General features: G+C 70.9%; 2 protein-coding genes. Both read right to left on the bottom strand.

Features of this window, described 5'->3' with window-relative positions; all coding sequences use genetic code 11:
- Positions 1-233: 233 nt before the first annotated feature.
- Positions 234-617, bottom strand: a complete 384-nt coding sequence (locus AC2W7G_RS13785; RefSeq protein ID WP_485868940.1) for a DUF779 domain-containing protein — start codon at positions 615-617, stop codon at positions 234-236.
- 19 nt (positions 618-636) lie between these two features.
- Complete coding sequence (gene adh, locus AC2W7G_RS13780) at positions 637-2,160, bottom strand: aldehyde dehydrogenase (RefSeq protein ID WP_485868939.1); 1,524 nt, start codon at positions 2,158-2,160, stop codon at positions 637-639.
- Positions 2,161-2,419: the final 259 nt, after the last annotated feature.

The following is a 2,419-nucleotide window of genomic DNA, read 5'->3' as shown; positions in this document are numbered from 1 at the left end:
GTGCAGCGCCCGACGGCAGGCCGGGCCCCACGTCAGCAGCTCGCGCCCGGCGGCCAGCATCCGGTGCGGGGCCTGCGGCCGCAGCATCCCGATGCGGCGCAGGACGGTCAGGGGTCCGGCGGAGCGTCCCATGCTTCCCTCTCGTCGACGGTGACCTGAGTCACCGTAACAACGACGATGTCGGATGCCGGTGACGGTGACGAGAGATGGCTCACGGTCGGGCGGACGTCCGGCTAGGCCTCCCGGGCGGCGAGCTCGGCGGTCTCCTCCTCGGTCAGGACGCGCGAGCGCACCAGGAAGCGGAAGCCGGTCGGCGTCTCGATCGAGAAGCCGGCTCCTCGTCCCGGGACGACGTCGATGGTCAGGTGGGTGTGCGACCAGTAGGCGAACTGCTCGCGCGAGATCCAGACCGGCACGACGCCGTCGGGGTCGTCGTCGGACGCCCCGATGTCGAGGTCGCCGAGGTGGACGTCGGCGGCGCTGGTCAGGAACGTCCCCTGCGCGAAGCACATGGGGGCCGACCCGTCGCAGCAGCCGCCGGACTGGTGGAACATGAGCGGGCCGTGCTGCGCCCGGAGGCCGCGGAGCAGGTCCGCGGCCTCCGGGGTCAGCGCCACGCGGCTGACGGTCATCGGCTCAGAAGAAGCCGGCGGCGTCGGGCGAGTAGCTCACCAGCAGGTTCTTGGTCTGCTGGTAGTGGTCGAGCATCATGTGGTGGTTCTCCCGGCCGATGCCCGACGACTTGTAGCCGCCGAACGCCGCGTGCGCCGGGTACTGGTGGTAGCAGTTCGTCCACACGCGTCCGGCCTGGATCGCCCGGCCGGCCCGGTAGGCGCGGTTCGTGTCGCGCGACCACACGCCGGCGCCGAGGCCGTACAGCGTGTCGTTGGCGATGCTCATCGCGTCGTCGAAGTCGTCGAACCCGGTCACCGAGACGACGGGGCCGAAGATCTCCTCCTGGAAGATCCGCATCTTGTTGGTGCCCTGGAAGATCGTCGGCGCCACGTAGTAGCCGCCGGACAGGTCGCCACCGAGGTCGGTGCGCTCCCCGCCGGTGATGACCCGGGCGCCCTCGTCGATGCCGATCTGGATGTAGCTGAGGATCTTCTCGAGCTGGTCGTTGCTGGCCTGGGCGCCGATCATCGTCTCGGGGTCGAGCGGGTTGCCCTGCTTGATCGCCTTCGTCCGCTCGGTGGCCGCGGGCAGGAACGACTCCAGGATCGAGTTCTGGATGAGCGCGCGGCTCGGGCAGGTGCACACCTCGCCCTGGTTCAGCGCGAACATCGCGAAGCCCTCGAGCGCCTTGTCGTAGAACGCGTCGTCGGCGGAGGCGACGTCCTCGAAGAAGATGTTGGGGCTCTTGCCGCCGAGCTCGAGGGTGACCGGGATCAGGTTCTGGCTGGCGTACTGCATGATCAGGCGCCCGGTCGTGGTCTCGCCGGTGAAGGCGATCTTGCGGATGCGGCTGCTGGACGCCAGCGGGGCCCCGGCCTCGACGCCGAAGCCGTTGACGACGTTGAGCACGCCCGGGGGCAGCAGGTCGGCGATGAGCTCGACGAGCAGCATGATCGACGCGGGCGTCTGCTCGGCCGGCTTCAGCACGACCGCGTTGCCGGCGGCCAGCGCGGGCGCGAGCTTCCAGGTGGCCATGAGCAGCGGGAAGTTCCACGGGATGATCTGGCCGACGACGCCCAGCGGCTCGTGGAAGTGGTAGGCGACCGTGTCGTCGTCCAGCTGCGACAGGCTGCCCTCCTGGGCGCGGATCGCGCCGGCGAAGTAGCGGAAGTGGTCGACGGCCAGCGGCAGGTCGGCGGCCATCGTCTCGCGCACCGGCTTGCCGTTGTCCCAGGTCTCGCCCACGGCGAGCATCTCCAGGTTCGCCTCGATGCGGTCGGCGATCCGGTTGAGGACGACGGCGCGCTCGGCCGGCGACGTGCGGCCCCAGGCGGGCGCGGCGGCGTGCGCGGCGTCGAGGGCGAGCTCGACGTCCTCGGCGGTGGAGCGGGCGACCTCGCAGAACACCTTGCCGTTGACCGGCGACGGGTTCTCGAAGTACTGGCCCTTGACGGGGGCGACGTACTCGCCGCCGATCCAGTTGTCGTAGCGGGGCTTGTAGGTGACGACGCTGCCGTCGGTGCCGGGCTGGGCGTAGACGCTCATGGACGCTCCTCGGTGCGAGTGGGGGTGCCGCCCGGGACGGGCGTGGCCGTGACGCTAGTCACACCGACGTTGCGGGGACGTTGCAGCGCTCAGCCGAGCTCGGCGTCGAGCGCGTCCAGGTGCGCGGCGACCTGCAGGGCGCGCGGCGAGCCGGGCGGCAGCACCTCGAGCGCGTGCTGCCACACGTCGTAGTCGTCGCGGGCGTGGTCGGTGTCGGCGAACGCGAGGACGGCGTCCGCGTCGTGGCTGGCCAGCACGG

The organism is Aeromicrobium sp. PFPM2_SD2, assembly GCF_057364525.1.
The sequence above is the reverse complement of the archived record's forward strand: the minus strand, read 5'-3'. Positions and strand labels throughout refer to the sequence as shown.

What these genes read in the sequence shown, in the direction of transcription:
- adh (WP_485868939.1), bottom strand. Translation starts at nt 2,160, where the DNA reads ATGAGCGTCTACGCCCAGCCCGGCACCGACGGCAGCGTCGTCACCTAC.